Consider the following 19,263-nt stretch of genomic DNA (forward strand, 5'->3'; position numbering starts at 1 on the left):
CGGTCTTGGGATTGTTATGTCCCGGGAGCTCTTGAGAATCTCTGGTTGGGGTCTTTGGGCTCTAAGAATTCAAAGTGAGTGGGCCATGATAAGGCTCGCTGACATGTCAGTATGTGATTGGAGTTTGGAATGTCAGAAGCAGGCTCGCTATCGTACTCAGGTGCGCGTGCCGCCCGGGTCGCCCCCAGTGATGATGGTTCCATCGGGACCATGATTGACACAGCGTTTAACTTGCTGCGTCGCCGCTGGCCGATTTTGTTGGCAGGTATTGCCTTGGGTTTGATCGCTGGGTTTGTGAAAACAGCTGTCACCCCGGTCAGCTATGTGTCTTCCACCTCCATTTTGATTGAAGATCAGAGCAACCAGATTGCCAGTGAGGATACCGCAACGGTTAAAGCGGTCAGCCCGCGCCTGTCGAACGAAGTGCAGTCATTGCGTTCGCCAGCGTTGATGGAGCGGGTGGTTCGTCAGTTGAACCTGCAAAACGACCCTGAATTCAATCCGTATATGTCCTATCAGGCACCTGCGCCAACGTCTCCCAAACTCCCAGCAGCAACACCCAATAAAGTTGCCTTGCCAGTTCCCGATGCCCGGCAAGTTGAAGTGACAAAAGCCATGCTGGCGCGCGCATTAAGTGTTGAAACCGTCACCGGCAGCACAGTCATCGTCATCAAGATGAAGGCGTCAAACCCCCTCAAAGCCGCTCAAATCGTGGATGCGGTCGCTGAAGGCTATTTGGCTGAACAATTGGATTCCAAGCTCTCCACCACCCGTCAGGCCAGCGTGTGGCTGCAACAACAAGTCGAACAAGTTGGTGCTGATCTGAAGCGGCAATCGGCTGCCTTGCAGGCCGAGCGTGCCGCCAGCGGGCTCAATGTCGCCGGCGGGTCGAGCCTTGCCGACCAACAAGTCAGTGCCTTGTCGGCTCAGTTAAGCCAAGCCCGCGCCGACGTCGCAGCGCGCCAAGCGCGCGGTTCTGGCGGGGGTGTGTCAACCGGTGTCGGGGAAGTTTATGATTCCCCCGCCGTTCAGGCCTTGCGCGTCAGTGAAGGTGAAGTCCAGCGCCGCATCTCTGAACTCTCAGTCCGCTATGGACCCGCCCACCCGCAGATGCAGGTCGCCCGCGAGCAGCTCGTCGATATCCGCCGCCAGCTCCAACAAGAAATTGGCCGCGTCTCACGGGGCAGCTCCAATGAGCTTCAGGTTGCCCAACGCCGTGTCGCTGCCATTGAGGCAGAACTCGCCCGCTGGACCGCAGCTTTGGGTCGCGACACCCGCCGCGCCTCGGTACAACAACAGCTGCAAAGCCAAGTCACCGCCACCGAAGCCACCTATCAAGGCTATGTGCAGCGCCTGCAGCAAATCACCGACCTTGAAAAGCTTCAGCGTCCAGACGGCCGTATCATCGTACGTGGCCAAGTCCCAGGCCGCCCAGACTCACCCAAGCCCGCCCAAGATCTCGCCCAAGGCCTGCTCGCAGGCCTTGCCCTCGCTGCAGGTCTGATCGTGCTCCTCGAAAGCCTCCAGCGCGGCCTACGCACCCCCCAAGCGGTTGAAGACTGGACCGGAGCCCCTTGCCTCGTCTCCGTCCCCAAGCTCACCGCACGCGAAGTCAAAGACCTCGCCGCAACCGGGGGACAAGGGCCTGCGGACTATGTCGCAGTCAAACCCCTCTCGCTCTATGCCGAGGCCCTGCGCCAACTGCGCGCCGACCTCATCCTCGCCCCCGACGGCGAAACAATCCCGCAAGTCATCCTGTTCTCGTCGGCCGTCGCCGGGGAAGGCAAGTCCACCACCGCGCTGGCCTTCGCCAGAACCCTCGCCATGTCCGGGGCTAAAACCATCCTCATCGAAGCCGATATCCGCAGGCCAACCATCGCCGCCATCGCCGGCCTCGAAGCCAAAACCAATCTCGTCGAGGTCATCAACCATCACGACCGTCTGGAAGCCGCCCTCTCGCGCGATCTCCTCACCGATCTCGATATCCTGCCAACCCAAGCCATCAACGACCGTACCGGCGTCGATCAAGCCCTCGAGCGCTTCTCAGGCCTCCTCGACACCCTGCGACCCCACTACCAGTTCATCGTCGTCGATACCGCACCCGTCCTCGCCGTCGCCGAAACACAAACCATGGCCCGACAAGCCGATGCCGTCATCCTCGTCGTCCGCTGGGGTGCTACCACCGGCGACGCCATCCGCATCGCCGTCCACGAACTCCAATCCGCACGCATCACACCTCGCGGCGTCGCACTCAACTCCGTCGACTTCAAAGCACAATCCAAATACACACGCGGCGACTCCGCCTCATACTACAACTCTTACTCCAAATATTATTCACAGTAACAACAGGCGAAACTGGCTCGAAATTTGCTGTGAATAACTGCGGAGACTGAGAAGTCAAACCGCTCATATTGGATTGGTCTGCGTGCGCTTTCTAGAATAAAGCGCTGGGATGATTCTATATCTGTGATGACTATAAAGGTGATAAGGACTTCTAGAGATGAAGAGTTTAGCTGAAAAAGGTCCTGCAAGAAGTGATGCAACAGCGCAGTTGTTGTTGCTTCTGGCGCGTGACACGCTTTCACCTGAGTTGACCGCGACCGCATTGAACCTGATGGATCAGATTCAAGATTGGGAAGAGCTCGTTATCCTAGCTACCCACAACGCAAGTCTGCCGTTTGTTTACAAGCATCTGTTTGCACTTAAGCCCAAGTCATTGCCTGAGGCGATCCTGAGCGACATGCGTCTGATGACCATGGCTCAGACTTTCAGCGCCTTAAAGCTGACTGCCGGCATGACAGCCTTTCATCGTGATTGCATTGCACCTGTCGGAGCTTGCCATGCCTATATGAAAGGGCCCGCTTTAGCGCATCGCTTTTATCGCGATCCGGCAATGCGTTCCTGCGTTGATGTCGACATTCTGGTTGCCGAGCGCGACTATGCGAAGGTTGCGCGCCTCGCTCACGCCCAAGGTTATCGCTTTGTGTTGGACCCAGACGCAGGGACCTTCATTGAGCACGAACAAGATTTATCGTTCGCGATTCGACATTCAGATGTCATTTCCCTGTTCAGCAAAGATAATGTGCATATAGAGCTGCACCGCTACATCGAGAAATCCACACCCATTTTTCCAGTTGCGCGAATATTGAATGAAACTCACAGCATGCAAGTGGGGGATCAGACAGTTCAGACTTTGTCGACGGCCTGGCATTTTGTGTACATCACTTATCATCATTCCCGCCATTTCTGGTCCCGCCTACATTGGGTCGCCGACGTCGACGCATTAAGTACGCATCCAACCTTTGACCGGCAGGAAGTTCTCAAGATTGCGACAGAAGTTGGACTCAAGCCTACGGTTGAGGCCGCCATCGAGTTTGCGCGTCTGACGGCGGTTCCCTCAGAATGGCCGTCCGTGCTGAACCAGACTCCGGGCGGGATATTCTTGGACGCTGCGCTGCGGGGGCTGCCGGGTGACTCGGCCTTTGAATTGGAAAGTTGGGACGCCATGTTCCTCTTTGACTTTGGCGACCAATGGCAATTCGATGCCGATCGGAAATTCTCTTTTTGGCTTCAGTCCGCACTTCGTAGAATGCAGCCAACTGTTTATCAGTACATTGCCAAGCGGCGCGCTAGACCTTTGGAATGGCTCTATTATCTCGAGAACTTCGCGGCGCTGTTCGGTAACTTTAAGAAGCGGTTGTCGGCGCAGTGAACCAAGCCAACGGCATCAGCTTGGTCGGCCAAGTGCGAGCGACCCTGCAAGCGGTTTGGGCGACTTCCAGACGCGTTTGGAGCATCTTGATCGAAAGTGGTCCATGGCTGACCGCAGGCGTGATTCTGGCAACTGTGCTGGAGGCGGCCCTTTCAATTGGATCGCTTTATGCCATCAAACTGCTTGTGGATTCAATTGGTAAGGGCTTGCAGTCGTCGCACGCCAACCAAGAAATCTTCTTCAATTTAGCACTGACTGGCGGTAGCCTAATCCTTGCCGCTATGGCGCAGTCGTTGGCTAATCTGTTGCGTATGCGTCAGGGGTTCCTCGTAGGCGACTTGGTAAGCAGTAAGATCCACACACGAGCTATTGAGCTAGATCTGAGCTTTTATGAAAGCCCACTCTATCTTGACTCACTTCAAAAGGCGCGCGAGGCGGGCGGGCAACGGCCGGCACAAGTTATTGGCAATGTCATTTCCGGACTTCGCGGTGTTGTTGTCCTTGTCGCCATCCTAATCATGCTCACCGCCATTGAGTGGCGTTTATTGCCTGTCTTGCTCGTAACCGTCGGCCTAGCCCTTTTGGTGCGCCTCATCTTCACGCGACGGCTGTTTCAATGGCGCATGACGCGGGCGCAGCTTGAGCGCCGGGTCAGCTATTTGGACTGGATGATCACGTCCAACCATCACGCCAAGGAAATGCGGATCAACGGCTTAGGAGGCTTCTTTGCTTCCCAGTATAAGGAGATGCAGACTAAAATTCGCGTGGAGCACATGGCCATTGAGCAAAAGCGCGCTGTGGCAGAACTCATTGTGACGGCCATCGCGTCCCTGGTGTTTATGGGGGCGGCTGCCTTTTTAATTGATTCCGCGCTGAAAGGTACGCTGTCGCTGGGCCAAGTTGTCATGTTTGTTCTATTGCTTCGTCGGGCTGAAGGCTCTGGAAACGAAGTTGTCGCGAGCATTTCAAAGCTGGTTGATGACCATTTGTATCTGGGACGTCTTTTTGAATTCTTTGACACGATGCCGCGAATTGTCCGCGATCCTAATCCAGTCGCGATTACGCTTCCGATGAACCGTGGCATTTGGATGGAGAACGTCAGCTTTACCTATGAAGGTGCAAGTCGGCCGTCAGTATCAGGTCTGAATTTTGCCCTGCAGCCCGGGAAAATCATCGCTTTGGTAGGTGAGAACGGGTCCGGCAAGACCACGCTCATCAAGCTTTTAAACCGTTTGTATGATCCGACAGCAGGCCGAATTCTTCTCGATGGTGTCGACATTCGGAAGCTTGATCCTGATGCCTATCGCGAGCTCTTCAGCGTAATTTTCCAAGATTATTCCTGTTATGCTGAGACGGTTACCAACAATATTCGTTTTGGAAATGTTGCGCTTCCGCATGGGGAAGCGGAGATTCGTCAGGCAGCAACCGAGGCAGGCGCAGACTCCTTCATCGAAGAATTACCGCTGGCCTACCAAACGCCGCTGACAAAGCTCTTTGATGATGGCCATGACCTCAGCATTGGCCAATGGCAACGCGTCGCTTTGGCGCGCTCCTTCTTTCCAAAGTCTCAATTCGTTATTATGGACGAGCCGACCAGCGCGGTTGATCCAGCAGCGGAGTATGAGCTTTTCGAGAATTTCCGAGAGCGACTAGGTGGGCGCGGCGCTCTCATCATCAGTCATCGGTTATCCACCGTTCGCCAGGCAGACTATACCTATGTCCTCGAAAACGGAGAGATAAGCGAAGCAGGTACTCACGATGAGCTTTTGCTGAGAAACGGAGCTTACGCTCGGCTTTTTAATATGCAGGCAAAGAACTACTTGTAAGCGGCAAGTTTAACAATGGTTGGACATCCAGGGTAAGGTTGATGAAATTTCACAGATGCCCTATCCCGTCCAAGTTATCTTCAGAAGGCCACCTAATCAAAGGTAGGTTTGTTCCGAAAAGTCCAAAACCAACAGAACGAGAGACATGTTATGACTGAGAACCCAGGGAAACCCATCTACGTACGCGCTAATGTTCAAGGCAGTATGCTTGGTGACGAAATTGTCTTCTTTGACGAGCGAGCTGGAAAATACTTCGCCACCGGTAGCGTTGGCGCAGACATCTGGAATCTGCTTGTGGACCCCATGGATATCGATGGTATTTGCGCTGCGCTTATGGAGGCCTATGAGGTCGATCATGAAACCTGCTACGGCCAAGTGATTCATTTTTTAAAGAAAATGGAAGAAGCAAATCTCATTGTACTGCGCAGTACTGTATAAAGTCGGAAAAATTCGCCTATTAGGAGACTAATGCATTGGAATTATTTAAAAATCATTTGACTCACAATAGAGCCCTGTTATACATATGGTAATCATAACGTAGAAGGAGATAACGTGATGATGAAAAAGACTTGGACTGCACCAGTCGTTGAAGAACTGGATATCGCAGCTACCTTGGGCGGCATTGTAGCTACCCAATTTGAAAATCAAGTGACCAACTTCAACAATGGCACGCCGCCAGCGTTTGGTTCTATCCCAACCGGCAGCCGTTAATTTGTTGCCGATTGTCATTTCCCTTGCTTCGGCAGGTATTTGATTTTTGGATTACTTTATTACGACACTGAGAAGGGCTTAACTCTTTTGGAGTTAAGCCCTTCTTGCTTCAATCGAAATGAGTTGAGTTCTCAACTGGTGAGTCGCAGTTAGATTAAGTTGACGGGTCGTCTGTTTGTGACGACTGGGACGCGATCCAAAAGCAAAACTCTTGCCGGTTGCCTCTACAATGAGGGATAGAACTTCTAGTCGGGATTTCGCTCTCTTTGAGCACTGGGCGGCTAAGGCGTCGTGGGTTTATGGGTGCAATCTTCGGGCGATTTGATCGCCAAGGTGCTAAAGACACCGAGACCGAAAGAGAGAGGGTCGCCGCTGAGCTTCGTATTTGGGGGCCGGACTCTTTTGATCAAAAATATTCATCGTGTAGCTTTATTGCTCAATCGACACTCGTCATTTCACCACATGCCGTATTTGAGAAGATTGTTGTTACGCCGTCAGGCTTTATTGTATCCGCCGACGCCATAATCGACAATCGGACTGAACTTTTACTTGAGCTAGATTTACTAGAAGCAGACGCTACGGCGCTCTCTGATACAGCACTTATCGCGCTTGCTTGGGAAAAATGGCGAGAAGCGTGCGTGTCTCACATCGTCGGGGATTTTGCGTTCTCCGTTTTTCATCCAGATCTCGACTACCTCTTTCTGGTGCGCGATCACATTGGAACACGACCGCTTTTTTGGGCGCAACGCAATGACACCCTTGTGTGGTCCACCAGCGCCAAAGTCATCGTGGACCATCGCGAGTGGACTTGGCCGATTGACGACATGGCAATCTTAGCATTCCAGGCAAGCCCGGAAAATCCACTCCCCGATACGTTCTATCAAGACCTGCATACGCTAAAGCCGGGAAATTTTGTTTCTATCGACCGGGGTCAAACCAAAACTGTCAGATGGTGGAATCCAACCGTCAAATCGAAGATCGAATTGGAAAGTCCAGAGGCTTATGCGCGCGCCTGCCGGGCGATTTTAGAGCGCGCTATCCAAGACCGATGCCACACAAGCCATCTTGTTGGAGCCCATCTAAGTGGTGGGATTGATTCAACTGGGGTAGCTGTCCTTGCATCTAGATATTTGAAAACGAAGAACAAAAGCCTTTGCGGGGGTTATACTTGGTCGCCAGCCTTCTCAAAAGAACACCCAGACTACGGCCCTAAAGACGAGCGCCGTCGCATTGTTTTGGTGGGCGAACAAGAAGATATTCCCATCAAATTTGGCAGATCTAGTGGTTCAAACATTTTTGAGTTCTTCTCCCGTCCCTTAGATGTTGAGGGAATAGCGGATCTGGCAGACGAACTGCCCACGCTCTCAAACGCGTCAAAGGATGGCGCTCGAGTTGTTTTATCGGGCTGGGGTGGAGATGAGGGTTTCTCCTCACATGGGTTTGGCTATCTTGGCTATCTTATTCCTCGGCTGAAACTCAGGAACGCCGCAAACTTTATCCGCTTTCACACACGCGGTCTTAGGAATATTCCAAATGTTCTGAGTATGGTTTGGAGGGGGGGATTTTACCTAATGCTCCCTGATTTTCTGCACAATCTAATTGGTCGGTTTCAAAACAAAGTTGAGAGATCGACTTTTATGCGGACAGACGTTTTTGCAAAAAATAGTAGGTATATCCGCGACATAAAGAGGGCTTTACGTTTTTATCCAGATCCTGCGAAGAATATCAAAGCTTGCCTTGATCATGGGCACATCGGTATGCGGATGGAAACTTGGGCTGCGTGGTCGGCACCCCATCAGCTTCAGTATCGATACCCCTTAACCGATCGTCGCTTATTAGAATTCCTTATGATGCTGCCGCCAGAGGCTCTACTTCTAGACGATCGCCCTCGTGGTTTGTCCTTGCGCGCCTTAGAAGATGTTATTCCACCCAATGCGGAGAAACACGACTTAGCGAACGAAAAATTTCGCAAAGCCGCGCGCGAGGAGAGCCTGCAAATCACGATGGAAGCCGTGCAGAATGGCCTCCTCTCTGAAGACTGCCCATGGTTCAATATGCAAGAATTTCGCGATGCCGCGACCAGTCCTGCCGATCAGTCCACCACAGAGGGCGTTATGAAGTTTGCTGAAGTGATGACGGCTATGCGGTTGTGGTTCTTCTGGCGCCGTGCAGGCCAAAGCAGAAATTAGGTGCAATACTCATCGCGTTGTGCATCGATTGGCAGAGTATTTCAGAACAAGATGTTGTATAGCAAGTGCCTGAATGACGGCTCGATTATCTGCAGAGTGCGGTTTAGTAAAGGCACGACATTTGCATTCGAGGAGCATGGTGGCGCGGTAGTCTAAATTGGGATCCGCTTGATGCTATTTGGAAGTTGGGTATGAGGAAGTTGAGAAAGATCTACTGGGCCTTTCGCCGATTTTGGTTGCTACCAGTCGAGCGGAAACTCATGTACGCAGAGGCCTTTGTGCGATTAAGCAGCGCGTGGCTTTTAATTCGACTCGTTCCGTTTTCGGCTTGGCGCGGTCTGATGGGCCAACCAGGACCGCTTCCTCAATCAAATGCTGCCCGTGATCAAGACAAGGCCATTGCAAGCGAAATTGCCTCCCTTCATTTCGTGGTCCATCGGGTTTTCGGCACACGGTTCACGTGCCTCATGCTGGCGCTCTCCGCGCGTGGAATGTTGAAGGTCAGGGGGATACCAAGTGAGCTGGTCTTAGGCGTGAAGCGCAAACCCGATAACTCCCAAACCGACAAACTTGGTGCCCATGCTTGGGTAAGAAGTGGCCCAATAGAAATCATTGGTCAGGAAGGTAGTGAGGACTTCACGCCTGTGGCTGTTTTCGGTGCGTATTGACCATTAGACAAGAATAAGAACAGCAGGATTCATGTAATGACCGCCACGGCCCGACCAATCTACTATTACAAGCTTTTTGGACTCGCAGTTCGTTCCGAAATTGAATTTCCGGAATTCACGATGATGGAAGCCGAAGAGATATCCTCGACCGAGCGGCCTTGGGCCGAACTCATTCATTCGGATGTGCCTCTCGCTTTAGAGGGTAGCACGAAGATCGCTGAATGGGTGGAAGTTACCACCAGCGAATGTTTGTTCTCCGTCGAGGACAAGTGCCGGTTGTTGGTCAGTGGCGGCAACAGAATCGTCTTGGACCTCTTTGATGGTGTCCCGTACGAGGACGTAAGGCCCTATTTGACGACTTGCGGCTTTGCTACATTGGCTTTTCAGCGCCAATACATTCCCCTTCATGTTAGTGCCGTGGAAACGCCCAAGGGTGTTTGGCTGTTCACTGGTCCATCTGGGGCAGGCAAGTCGACGCTTTCGGTTGCACTCTCTAAAGCCATGGACTGGCCTCTTCTAGGTGATGATTTGGCTGTTATGGAGTTTCCGGATCCGGCCAATACGATCGCGGGCGGTTTGTGCCATTTTGGCGTGAACAAAGTTAAGCTATGGGACGACGCCGCAACCTCACTTGGGATTGATCGTTCCAAGCTGGAGCGCGATTTCTTCCGACCACATAAGTATCATGTCATGATCCCAGCTGGCCGCGGGACAATTGCCTGCGAGAATATTGTCGGCATCATGAGCCTTTCTTGGGGCGACGACGATCAAGACGTGACCTTAACGCCGATGTCAGGATCAGCAACCTTCTCGACTCTGATGAATGGTATCTACCCGCCGTTCATGGCACCGGCTTATCTTGATCTTAATCGGCTGCGAACGCTGCTCATTGGTCACTCCCAGACCCTTAAAGGCGTGTCCGCAGTTCGTCCGAAACGCGAAGGCTCGCTGGATGAGGCCATCAAAGCCATCGCGGCCTTGATCGGTTAGATCTGACTTGCACACATTGTTCGGGCCTGTTGTGATTAGAGTTTCCCACTTGGATATAGTACCGCAGTTTTCGGGCCGGACGAAGGCAGAGTTTCCCGGCCTAGGTCATGTTGGCGGTCTGGGATCGCCAACACGATTTATATATCAAATCGGAACTTTTTGCAGATGGTGCCGTATGACCTGACCTAGTTATTGTCCGTGAGAAAAGGCTCAAACTTTTCCTTCGTGTCCGAAAGGAACAAAAATCAACTAGTGTTCAAGCAACTAGTGCGGAATATGCCATTGAAGCTCCTAGGACGACTCAGGGATCATGATCTATGTGGAAGCCACATTGTAGGTAATTTACCGCGATTCCGACCTCGAAAGTATGCCTATCAAGTTAAAGTACCACATCTTATGAAACGCATATTGTAGGCCAGCGTAACCATCGAGAAATCCAAGCTTGAATATCCATTGATACAGGAAATAGAAAATTGGAAACAAAGAATTATTCAACATTGCATATTTAATCTTTTGCCGCTTTGTCAGGTTATGGGCTGAATTCTCGTTGCCCGCTTGAAGCCTCTTCGAGCGCGCTACCTCCCACTTTGCGTATTGGACATGCCTAGCAAGGAATTTCTCAATACCCCGATCATCATTATGCTCGATGGTAGCTCGAATTTCCCCAGCTTTCCCGTTTAGAATTGGGTGCTCGTGGATTTCCATGTCAAGCTGGCTCCAGCTATCCTCTTCAATACGCTCGAAGTATCCCGCACCAAATCTAATTAACGCAAGCTTTCGCTGTGGCACACCAAACCTAAGCTTTCGCCCAAGAAAATAGTTCGTATAATTCAGCCAATGGCCATTGACGTCTCTATCCTTGATGGCAGTTTCGGCTTCCACGATGAAACTTTCAGACAAAAACTCGTCGGCATCCAAAAAAAGTACCCAGTCGCACTTTGGCTTAAAATTCAATAGATACCAGTTGCGCTTTTTCGGAAATTTTCCGTCCCATTTGAAGTTAAGGCACGTCGCCCCGTGCGCAATTGCGATCGACACTGTGGCATCGTCACTGTCCGAATCCAGTACGACTACCTCCTCGAAATTGGACAATCTTTGCAAACATTTTGCTAGGTTTGCCTGTTCGTTTTTCACAGGAATGACAACGGTAATTGGAGTCTTGGCACTGGTCATGTTCGTACAGAAACCTGAACTGCGGGATTCCCGCCAACGATGAGATCGCTACCCACGTCACGAACAACGACGGCAGCAGCAGCGACGATGGTCCGCGCACCGATAACAGTATCGGGTCCAATGAAGGCATTCGCACACACCCAGACCTCATCGGCGATGGTAATCTGCGCCTTTATTAAGGGCATGTCGACTTGGCGGAAATCGTGAGTACCAGCACAAAGATGCGCATATTGTGACACAGTGACACTCCGGCCTATTTTTATCGGTCCGAGGCAATAAATAATGGCGCTGTCGCCGATCGCAGAGTAATCGCCGACTTCAAGGTTCCATGGGATTGAAATACGAGCTGTCGGATGGATTTGAACAGCATTTCCGATCTTGGCACCAAACTGCCTTAGGATAAACCGCCTCCACCACCAAAGCTGGCGTGGCGTCCACCGGAAAAGTGGACGCTCTAAGACCTCCCAAACAAGGCGCCAAAGCAACTCCTTTCGGGTCCACTTTTGAGCGCGCCTGTTGGCATCAATGTCCAGAGCTCGTTTATCCATGTTTGTAAAATAGGCCCATTCAGTCAAGTCTTATACATGACGGCATTGTGTCGCCCAACTTTAGCCACCGATAGACTGACGCCATTTCAGCTCCGATGGCAGGCCATGCGAAGTCTCGCCCCATCCAGTCACGCCCGCGCTGACCCATTTCCGCTCGCTGGCCTGGTGGTATGGCCATTGCAGACAGAAGAGCAGCCGCCAATGGCTCGACCCCATGATCTATCCACCAGCCGCACTGATGACTTTCTAGGCCCCCCCATGGGGCACCTTTTGTCGAAATGACAGGTAAACCACTAGCCAAGGCTTCAGCAACAGTAATTCCAAAATTTTCATTCAAAGTAGGCAAAACAAACAAGTCGGCATCATGATAGACTTGCCATTTTGTGTCCCCAAATGACGGCCCTTCTAAGGTGAATCGCCTCAAACCTAGTTTTTGGGCGAGAGCCAAAAGCTCGATATCATGACCAACTTCAGCATTTCCTACAAGTTTGAGTGACCAATCGGGGACAGTATGTTCTATCTTCGCCCATGCATGCAACAGCCGATCAAGGCCCTTCTTTGGGTGAATTCGCCCGAGTGAAAGTACCTGTCGCTGCACGCGGTCTCTGCGGTCAGGGAGCTTATCTATAGACGGCAGATCAATCCCGTTTGGAATAATGGCGACAGGATTTAATAAGCCTGCTTGGCGGATTTCTGCATACTCAGACTCAGCTGTTGCATGTAGACAATCGGCAACTCTCAGCGCCTCACGCTGCCAAAGCCACCAGATTGGCTCCTTTTTCCACCAAGAAATCCGCCGCGCAGCCTGACCAAGCATCCCTCTCGGGGAATGCACAAGCTTTGCTCCCGCCGCGCGATGCTTGGAAACTGCCCAAGCAGGATAGATATTCGGCATCAACCAAAGGCCATGTGAATGCAAAACGCTTCCCTCTTCGGCGTATTCAAACACCCGATTCCTTAGCGCATTTGACCATCCAAGCTGACGGAGAAATGCAAGCTTGGACCTCTCGTCATGAGTAACTGTCAATTTGTAATGGTGTAGCGCTTTCGATTCAAGGGTCAACAACGCTGTCGGGAAGTCATTAGTGACTAATGCGTTCGCGAGTGCTGGAACACTATAGGATGGGCCTCCAGCCTCATGCCTTAAGCTGGCAATAATTTGGGCGCTACTTAGCATCAGTCATATATCGAATATCATGCCTCTTGGGCCCGCCACCAACAAGTTTAAGCAACATCGGAAGGGCCAGGCGTTGCAGCATCAAAGCGGTGATGAATGCAACCAATAGTGACCCAATAAACTTCGTCAAAGAAGTTTCAAAAATTGCAAGCGAGAGTACCGTTCCCATGAGAAGGCCAACATTAAATATACTGGGTACGGAATTAAATTGCAGTATTTGCTTGTATAGAAAACCAATAATCAACCCAATCACTAAACAGCCCAATACAGCCCCTATAACACCATAATCTATATATAGCTCTGCCATGTAACCAAGGCTAATGGAGGTGCCTTCATTAAATCCTTCATGAAGCCCTGTATACTGGTTGGTCAATACTGTGTCTAGCTCGAGCGGCGGTTTATTTGGGTACAATAATCTTGGCAACAGAACATGAAGAATGGCCTTCTTTGTTTGTTCCCCGTGCGCATGGGGAATGATCGACGGTACCCGGCCCATAACTACAGCTGGATACTCAACATAGGCAATGCGATCCGCCAACTGATTGAAGCCCGTCTCAAACGACCCGCCGTCAAAGTTCGAGGCAGCGTCGAAAAGGTATGCCATGCGCTCACCGTATGGAACCAAAACAACTTGAGAATTTGTGCCCTGATTTACAAATTCTCGATAATCTGGCTTGACATAGGTCCAAAAGGAGGCGAGCCAGATCATAAAAAAGAACGCCCCTCCTCCAAGAAGCATGGCGCTAGGCCGCAATCTAGTTGCAGCAACCAAAATGGCTCCTAGCACGATGTAAATAGGTTCTCGAAAGCTTCCAAAAAAGCCGCCAAGACCAAATCCAATTTCAGTTAAGGACACTGCGATTGCTAGGATGCTAAAGCGGGGCCTTCGATAAGCCACCCACACAAGGACGAATAGACCTGCCCATTTTGATACCGCGAGCCCTTCAAATAACTGTCTGGACGGGGCTGCCAATGTAGATAAGATATCAAATCCATGTCCGAGCCCTATCAGAATCAATGCAGTAGTAGCAATTTTGTTGTACGAATAACCACCGGCGTCAACTGAGATTTCCGCCTTTCCAGAGCGCCTTCGTGAAACAAAAGCAATCCCTATAAGAATAGCAATAAGACAAGCAGAGCACAGCAACATGGCGGGCTCGACATCGTATCCAAACATCGAATACTCGTCTATTGATTTTCCGCTAAAGCTAGATTGTATAGATCTGATGTTTATTTGTAGAAATTGAAATCCAAATGGGATAATCAAAATAGGCGGGCCATCGCACTTCGATATTAGCTGAATTGCTCCTGCCAATGCTGCATAGCTAAAAAATACAATAAGTGAGACATTGAATATGCCAAACAAACAACCAATCAATAAAACGGCGAAGCTTATTTTATTTAAAGCTAATTTCATTACTAAATTCTTTGGCTTTCGGGTGTCTGTCGAATGAGGGCGTACCATGCATCTTGGAATGCAGCGTCGGTACAACCGATACGCTCGAGAGAGGACTTCGCACTGTCGCCAAACTCCTTAATTCGACCAGGTTCAGACAAAAATGACCTGATTGCCACGACCAGAGCATCTGGCGACTTTTCTGTGCAGACAATTCCATCGACGCCATCAGAAATCAGCTCAACCAACCCACCACTTGGATAAACGATTGATGGAATACCAGCTGATTTTGCCTCTATTACCACCAAACCAAACGGTTCCTCGAATATTGATGGCGCTACATGAACATCTGAAACGACAAAGCGGCCTCGGACATCTTCGACGTATCCAATAAATTGAACGGAATCGGAAAGCAATGGGTTGGCTTGGACAACTTTTATGATCTGATCCGGGAAGTCATCATGTGTCCAACCGCCTGTTGGCCCAACCAAAGTTAGGTTTATCAATTGCCCTTCGTTCAACAAGATAGAAACGGCTTCAATCAAGTGACTGACCCCCTTTTCGTATCGAATTTGGCCCACGTAAATTAGGCGAAGTGCTCCGTCCAATGCCATACCCTTTCGTTCTCGGTCCTACCAAGAAAACCCTAACTAACAGGGCCCCATATCTGTTCGACTGTACATAAATTTTTGGGAACAGCCAGTGGAAATCAATTGCGCAACCCTTCAGACCTTTATTCGTCATCGATATGGAACGGTTGGCCGCACCACAATGATTCTTTCAATGGGAACTCCATCTGACGACAATTTTTGCCTCATGAAGTTACTATCGACGACGTACTTGCTAACACTCTTTTTTAAAAGGGGAACAATTATCCATCGCCATAAAGGGTTGTGATTTGGCAAGCTGGAGCCACATCTATAGATCACCCGAACATTACAGAGCCTAAAGAGCAGCCCATAACCTAACAATATTGAAGCGTCTGATATCAAAATAGTTAGTGGCACGTTTCGTCTTTGAGTTTTACGGACAAAATTGTATAAAGTGTAGTTGCTTGTTAGTGCGCGCGGTAAAAATTCAATAACAAAATCTTTGATCCACCCTTTCAACGGCAGATCAACGCTGCGCCATCGATGAATTTGGACACCAGTGTCTCCAAAAAAATCGACCATATTGTCCGTCCACGGTTCATCTCGCAGGACCAGTTCGATATCAATTCCTGAGCTTTTGATCGCGCGAATTGCATCTTTGAAAGCTCTTTCGTTACCGAATATCACCCGACTAAAGCAAATTGCCAACACCATTTCACGCATAAACCACCCCTTAAATTAGATCTAAATGCTATCAGAACTTAAAGATTCTTTGATTGGCCGGAAAGTCGATTTACCTGATCCGAAAGCGACTCAATAATGCCCGCACAGGCCGCTTCGATGGAATGTGCATCGGACACTCGCGCAACTGCCTGATAGGAAGGTGGAAAAGCTAAGCATGCCTGGATTGCTTCAGCCAATGCCCTGATGTTCCCCATCGGGAAAATCCTGCCAACGTAGCCATCGTTAGCCAGATCTGGGCCGCAGCCAACCTGATCTGACACAGCAATAGGCAAACCGCTCGCCAAGGCCTCATTTGCGACAAGGCCCCATGTCTCCCGTCCGGTCGATGGCAGGACGAGCAAGTCGGCCGCTGCATAAGCGGCAGGCATTTCCGACTGGTTCTGGAAACCAAGCAGGTCCAGCGGGACCTCCGTTGCCTTAGCTTCATGGATCAATTCAGCTTCTAACGGCCCTGAACCTGCAACCATTACGCGACAGTCTAGGCCCTCAGCTCGCACCATTGCCACGGCGCGAACCACATCGAGTGGCCGCTTAAAGGGTAAAAGCTTGCCAGCAAACAGCACCACAAAACTAGCGGGGTTGATGTTAAGGCGCTTTCTAAGCGCTGATCTGGCTTCAAGCGTTGCACCCCTCGCAAACCGCTCAGTCTCCACACAATGCGGCGAATGAAAAAGTCGATCCGTGGGGAATCCGTACGCGCGCCAATAATTGTAATTGTTTTTGCCGACATAAAGTGCGGCATCAAAGGCTCTTAAAAGGATTGGATAGGCGAGGGCCTTCACCCACCGCTTCATCAAGCTGCGGGGTGTCGATAACTGACTGTCCCCACGGACCAAAATCGGCAAGCCGAGCCGCTTGGCGGCAAAGACACCTTGAATCATGGATTTCAAATGCCAGCCAAGTGTCAAAACAACCGTGAAATGTCCGCCCTTGAGGAGGTCATAGATTTCCGGTGTGTCGCACCCGCCAAACCAATCCGTCCCTGGCCGCTTTGAAATATTGTTCAGGAAGCTGAATGAATAACCCTCAGTTAGTGGAATGTCCCATTCAAATGCACGTCCAAAACCGGCCGCCGCTTGCTGCTCTGGAGTCGCAGAGTGTGCATAAAAGACATGCAAATCAACACGCTTAGCAAGCTCTCTGAACATTGGCGCATAATATTGTACGGGATGGGAAGCTAAGATTGCAAGGCGGATACTTGGCGACATCAAACTTAACTCTTCTGCGCTTCTGAATGTCGGCTTGGAAGCAATTTCTGGGCCAGTTTGATGGCGGGAACCTCGACCATTTTGTAAAATACAAACGCTGCCGCAATTGAAGCGCCTAGGCCGGCCAATGCAACAACCATATAGCCAAAATCATCCGCCACAAATCTCTTGCCCAGATTGACCACCCGGCCACCAATGGGAACGTGGATCAGATAAAGGGAGTACGATATGCGACCAAACCAAAGCAAAATTGGCTCAGCATATCTGAATAGACGCACTATCTTGGTGTGAAACAGAATTACCAATGCGGTGCCAAAGCCAACTAAAGCTTGCGCCGTGGCGTCCCGAAGGATCATGACCAAGGCGCAACTTGCCAAGACCATAAGTGAGGTCACTTTGTTATCTTGTTTGGCAAGGCCTCGGAAGACAACAAATCCCATCACAAACAACAAAACAAGTTCGGAGGCATATCCAAAGCCCACTAGGATAACAATGAACCCGACGGCAGATAAGAAGTGCACGATCCGGTTAGCGCCACTTAGATTAGGAAAAAAGATTGCCATGGTGATGTAAAAGGCGAACTCATAGGCAAGGGTCCAATAAACAGGTTGCAACCACTCATAATCGGTAAACGGCACCAAATAGAACAAGTGGGCAGCAATTTGCCCAAGGTGAAAGTCTGGTTGCTGCCCTTGAAACCCCGGTACTAAACTTGAAACAAACCCCAAGACCAACACTATCAGGATACTGATGATGTAGGGTGGTTCAATCCTAAGTACCCGGCGTCCAAGGAAATGAGGTAAGTCTGCGAACCGATAAGCAGAATAACTCGTCCAAAGTGCAAAGGGGATGACAAAACCTGATATTACAAAAAAAGCCTCAACCCCAAGCCAACCACCAGATCCCAACCAAGCCACCCAAGAGCCATTGAAGCCATTTGTCATATGAAACCAGGCAACCGCTAAGGAGGCCAGTCCTCGCAAGTACTCAACAGCAGGTATTCTCATCGGCTGTCCGGTCATGCGATTATTTCGTCGAACAGGCTCGCATAGCGTCCTGCGACACTCGATGCCGTATAGTCTTGGTATGTTTGAGGGTTTGGTGGAGCCAACTCCACCTTTTCTTCGGCAAAGAGGCGCAAATTCTGTTTCAAGATTGGCAACAAAGCTTTCAACTGATCTAGCGTCTCGAAACTATGACTAAAGCCACCACCTGCCCGAGAAAGAATGTCATGGGCGCTAGAAGCTTGATGAAACATAGACACGAATGGGGTACCGGACATGAGCGCCGGGTAGATTTTTGAAGCCGTATAATGGGGCTCGTCAGAACCAATCAGCATTAGCCCATTTGAGTTGGCCAGGATGTGGAGGGCCTCCAAGAACGGTACGCGCTGTGGTACCTCGCGAACAAGGTCGTCAACCTTCGCTGCTTGAGCCAGCGGACTAACCAAATGCGTGCCGCCACCATTTGGCTGGTTGCTCGTGCCAACAAAATTGAGCACCAGTCGATTCGCTAACTCTGGTGCCTCACTTCGAAACTGTGCAAGCGCTTCAAAGAGCGTACTGACCAGCGGTCCTGCCTTGGGTAGGAAGGTTCCAACATAACTCAAGTGAATGCGGCCGGCTTCAAGTTTAACGATTGGATTTTGGGGTGGCGACGCGCGCAAGGCTTCGAAATCAGCTGGGTCACCGCCAATTGGGATGCCTGCCATCCGGCTGCGGTCCAACCACGAATAACGGTTTGCCATTTCCTCGTTTTGCCGATCGGAGACGGATGTCACGAAGTCGGCATGGCGAAGGGCTATTGGCTCTAACGTGAGCGCCAATTGATGAGCGAGAGCACCTTTTGAAAGTTTGGGGCGGAGCGCACCTTCGGCTGACACCCAAGGGTCCTGGAAATCCAACACAACGGGCAGACCGAACCTCTTCTTGATCCAGCCAGAAAGAAGTAAGGGATAGAAGGGTGAGCCTGTGATAAAAATCACCTCAGGCCGTTCCTTCTCAATTGCCAAGCGAATAGCGTCTTTGATCTGGAAGTAGGCCCGCAGGCCAATATCTCCGATCCCAAACCGACGCGCAATTGAAGCCGGGAATGCTGAAGTCTTTATCTGCTGCACAGTATCAGGAACCAGCCGAGCAAGATCAGGATCAAGGACCTCGGTATAATGTTCGTCACCCGCCCGAATGATGATGGGGGTCCAGCCGTGCGTCGACAAATGCTTGGCCATATGCCGAGCACGATGAACGCCAGCGACAGTCGCCGGCGGGAAGTGTGGGGCAATGATAAGAACAGTTGGCACGTTTACGGCGATCCGGTTTGTAGATGAAGCAG

At 50.8% G+C, this 19,263-nt stretch carries 17 protein-coding genes; 8 read left to right on the forward strand and 9 right to left on the reverse strand.

Going from position 1 to position 19,263, the window contains the following annotated elements; all coding sequences use genetic code 11:
• The first annotated feature begins 129 nt into the window (after positions 1–129).
• From ACOVRA_RS15370 to ACOVRA_RS15405, 8 genes are all read left to right on the forward strand, one after another.
• Entirely contained in the window at positions 130–2,343 is a 2,214-nt protein-coding gene (locus tag ACOVRA_RS15370) for a GumC family protein (protein ID WP_298227785.1), read from the forward strand.
• Between the two features lie 157 nt (positions 2,344–2,500).
• On the forward strand, positions 2,501–3,712 hold the full coding sequence (locus ACOVRA_RS15375; RefSeq protein ID WP_421721056.1) for a nucleotidyltransferase family protein: 1,212 nt from the start codon (positions 2,501–2,503) through the stop codon (positions 3,710–3,712).
• Positions 3,709–5,538, forward strand: a complete 1,830-nt coding sequence (locus tag ACOVRA_RS15380; RefSeq protein WP_421721057.1) for an ABC transporter ATP-binding protein — start codon at positions 3,709–3,711, stop codon at positions 5,536–5,538. The genes ACOVRA_RS15375 and ACOVRA_RS15380 overlap by 4 nt, the downstream gene beginning before the upstream one ends.
• Positions 5,539–5,688: 150 nt before the next feature.
• Positions 5,689–5,976: a PqqD family peptide modification chaperone gene (locus ACOVRA_RS15385; RefSeq protein ID WP_271817171.1), complete on the forward strand. Its 288-nt coding sequence runs from the start codon at positions 5,689–5,691 to the stop codon at positions 5,974–5,976.
• A 117-nt stretch (positions 5,977–6,093) separates the two neighbouring features.
• Complete coding sequence (locus tag ACOVRA_RS15390) at positions 6,094–6,249, forward strand: hypothetical protein (protein WP_271817172.1); 156 nt, start codon at positions 6,094–6,096, stop codon at positions 6,247–6,249.
• 299 nt (positions 6,250–6,548) lie between these two features.
• Complete coding sequence (locus ACOVRA_RS15395; protein ID WP_421721058.1) at positions 6,549–8,438, forward strand: asparagine synthase-related protein; 1,890 nt, start codon at positions 6,549–6,551, stop codon at positions 8,436–8,438.
• A gap of 260 nt (positions 8,439–8,698) precedes the next feature.
• Positions 8,699–9,106 carry a lasso peptide biosynthesis B2 protein gene (locus ACOVRA_RS15400; protein WP_421721079.1) on the forward strand — a complete coding sequence of 136 codons (408 nt, stop codon included), beginning with the start codon at positions 8,699–8,701 and terminating at the stop codon, positions 9,104–9,106.
• A gap of 36 nt (positions 9,107–9,142) precedes the next feature.
• The gene (locus tag ACOVRA_RS15405) at positions 9,143–10,096 is read left to right on the forward strand and encodes a hypothetical protein (RefSeq protein ID WP_421721059.1); all 954 of its coding nucleotides are present in this window, start codon (positions 9,143–9,145) and stop codon (positions 10,094–10,096) included.
• Between the two features lie 342 nt (positions 10,097–10,438).
• Here ACOVRA_RS15405 and ACOVRA_RS15410 read toward each other — a convergent pair whose 3' ends face one another.
• The 9 genes from ACOVRA_RS15410 to ACOVRA_RS15450 form a co-directional block, all read right to left on the reverse strand.
• Positions 10,439–11,269, reverse strand: a complete 831-nt coding sequence (locus ACOVRA_RS15410) for a glycosyltransferase family 2 protein (RefSeq protein ID WP_421721060.1) — start codon at positions 11,267–11,269, stop codon at positions 10,439–10,441.
• Positions 11,266–11,844: a colanic acid biosynthesis acetyltransferase WcaF gene (locus ACOVRA_RS15415; protein ID WP_421721061.1), complete on the reverse strand. Its 579-nt coding sequence runs from the start codon at positions 11,842–11,844 to the stop codon at positions 11,266–11,268. Before ACOVRA_RS15415 ends, ACOVRA_RS15410 begins: the two co-directional genes overlap by 4 nt.
• The gene (locus ACOVRA_RS15420) at positions 11,837–12,994 is read right to left on the reverse strand and encodes a glycosyltransferase (RefSeq protein ID WP_421721062.1); all 1,158 of its coding nucleotides are present in this window, start codon (positions 12,992–12,994) and stop codon (positions 11,837–11,839) included. Before ACOVRA_RS15420 ends, ACOVRA_RS15415 begins: the two co-directional genes overlap by 8 nt.
• Positions 12,984–14,411, reverse strand: coding sequence for a hypothetical protein (locus tag ACOVRA_RS15425; protein ID WP_421721063.1), 1,428 nt, complete (start codon positions 14,409–14,411; stop codon positions 12,984–12,986). The genes ACOVRA_RS15420 and ACOVRA_RS15425 overlap by 11 nt, the downstream gene beginning before the upstream one ends.
• Positions 14,412–14,413: 2 nt before the next feature.
• A complete protein-coding gene (locus ACOVRA_RS15430) occupies positions 14,414–15,004 on the reverse strand; it encodes a glycosyltransferase (protein ID WP_421721064.1) in 591 nt (196 codons plus the stop codon).
• A gap of 126 nt (positions 15,005–15,130) precedes the next feature.
• Entirely contained in the window at positions 15,131–15,703 is a 573-nt protein-coding gene (locus ACOVRA_RS15435) for a hypothetical protein (RefSeq protein WP_421721065.1), read from the reverse strand.
• Between the two features lie 38 nt (positions 15,704–15,741).
• Positions 15,742–16,932, reverse strand: coding sequence for a glycosyltransferase family 4 protein (locus ACOVRA_RS15440; protein WP_421721066.1), 1,191 nt, complete (start codon positions 16,930–16,932; stop codon positions 15,742–15,744).
• A 5-nt stretch (positions 16,933–16,937) separates the two neighbouring features.
• Positions 16,938–17,954, reverse strand: coding sequence for an acyltransferase family protein (locus ACOVRA_RS15445; protein ID WP_421721067.1), 1,017 nt, complete (start codon positions 17,952–17,954; stop codon positions 16,938–16,940).
• Entirely contained in the window at positions 17,951–19,231 is a 1,281-nt protein-coding gene (locus tag ACOVRA_RS15450) for a glycosyltransferase (protein ID WP_421721068.1), read from the reverse strand. Before ACOVRA_RS15450 ends, ACOVRA_RS15445 begins: the two co-directional genes overlap by 4 nt.
• Between the last annotated feature and the right edge of the window lie 32 nt (positions 19,232–19,263).

It is taken from the genome of Aquidulcibacter sp. (assembly GCF_049239865.1).
Classification (GTDB): Bacteria; Pseudomonadota; Alphaproteobacteria; order Caulobacterales; family Aquidulcibacteraceae; genus Aquidulcibacter.

Bases quoted from the DNA above. Each gene is read 5' to 3' on its own strand.
- ACOVRA_RS15430 (WP_421721064.1), bottom strand. From the start codon at position 15,004: ATGGCATTGGACGGAGCACTTCGCCTAATTTACGTGGGCCAAATTCGA.
- ACOVRA_RS15410 (WP_421721060.1), bottom strand. From the start codon at position 11,269: ATGACCAGTGCCAAGACTCCAATTACCGTTGTCATTCCTGTGAAAAAC.
- ACOVRA_RS15425 (WP_421721063.1), bottom strand. From the start codon at position 14,411: ATGAAATTAGCTTTAAATAAAATAAGCTTCGCCGTTTTATTGATTGGT.
- ACOVRA_RS15435 (WP_421721065.1), bottom strand. From the start codon at position 15,703: ATGCGTGAAATGGTGTTGGCAATTTGCTTTAGTCGGGTGATATTCGGT.
- ACOVRA_RS15400 (WP_421721079.1), top strand. From the start codon at position 8,699: ATGTACGCAGAGGCCTTTGTGCGATTAAGCAGCGCGTGGCTTTTAATT.
- ACOVRA_RS15395 (WP_421721058.1), top strand. From the start codon at position 6,549: ATGGGTGCAATCTTCGGGCGATTTGATCGCCAAGGTGCTAAAGACACC.
- ACOVRA_RS15390 (WP_271817172.1), top strand. From the start codon at position 6,094: ATGATGAAAAAGACTTGGACTGCACCAGTCGTTGAAGAACTGGATATC.
- ACOVRA_RS15370 (WP_298227785.1), top strand. From the start codon at position 130: ATGTCAGAAGCAGGCTCGCTATCGTACTCAGGTGCGCGTGCCGCCCGG.
- ACOVRA_RS15445 (WP_421721067.1), bottom strand. From the start codon at position 17,954: ATGACCGGACAGCCGATGAGAATACCTGCTGTTGAGTACTTGCGAGGA.
- ACOVRA_RS15385 (WP_271817171.1), top strand. From the start codon at position 5,689: ATGACTGAGAACCCAGGGAAACCCATCTACGTACGCGCTAATGTTCAA.
- ACOVRA_RS15375 (WP_421721056.1), top strand. From the start codon at position 2,501: ATGAAGAGTTTAGCTGAAAAAGGTCCTGCAAGAAGTGATGCAACAGCG.
- ACOVRA_RS15420 (WP_421721062.1), bottom strand. From the start codon at position 12,994: ATGCTAAGTAGCGCCCAAATTATTGCCAGCTTAAGGCATGAGGCTGGA.
- ACOVRA_RS15405 (WP_421721059.1), top strand. From the start codon at position 9,143: ATGACCGCCACGGCCCGACCAATCTACTATTACAAGCTTTTTGGACTC.
- ACOVRA_RS15440 (WP_421721066.1), bottom strand. From the start codon at position 16,932: ATGTCGCCAAGTATCCGCCTTGCAATCTTAGCTTCCCATCCCGTACAA.